General features: G+C 65.1%; 1 protein-coding gene. It reads right to left on the bottom strand.

Annotated features, from left to right (window positions below; genetic code table 11):
• Positions 1-370 (bottom strand): SDR family NAD(P)-dependent oxidoreductase (locus HX846_RS38080; RefSeq protein WP_178967561.1); only part of this gene is annotated, 370 nt, incomplete at both ends.

Raw genomic sequence — 370 nt, 5'->3', positions numbered from 1 at the left:
GGCCGCCGGCAGGGTCAGGCTGGCAATCGCGCCCTTGGACGCGGCATAGGCCGCCTGGCCGATCTGGCCGTCAAACGCTGCCACTGAAGCGGTATTGATGATCACACCGCGCTCGCCATCGGCATTCGCCTCGGTTTCAGCGATAGCCGCTGCAGCCAGGCGCAGCAGGTTGAAACTGCCGATCAGGTTGACGTTGATCACCTGGGCGAAGTTGGCCAGCACGTGCGGGCCATTTTTGCCGAGGATTTTCTCGCCCCGCACCACACCGGCACAGTTGACCAACCCATGCAAACCGCCAAAGGCGGCGACGGTGGCCTGTACCGCCGCTTCGGCAGCGGCTTCCTGGCTGATATCGGCGACCGCGCTGCGG

This window comes from Pseudomonas sp. K5002, from assembly GCF_013386655.1.
In the GTDB taxonomy this organism is placed as follows: Bacteria; Pseudomonadota; Gammaproteobacteria; order Pseudomonadales; family Pseudomonadaceae; genus Aquipseudomonas.
The sequence above is the reverse complement of the archived record's forward strand: the minus strand, read 5'-3'. Positions and strand labels throughout refer to the sequence as shown.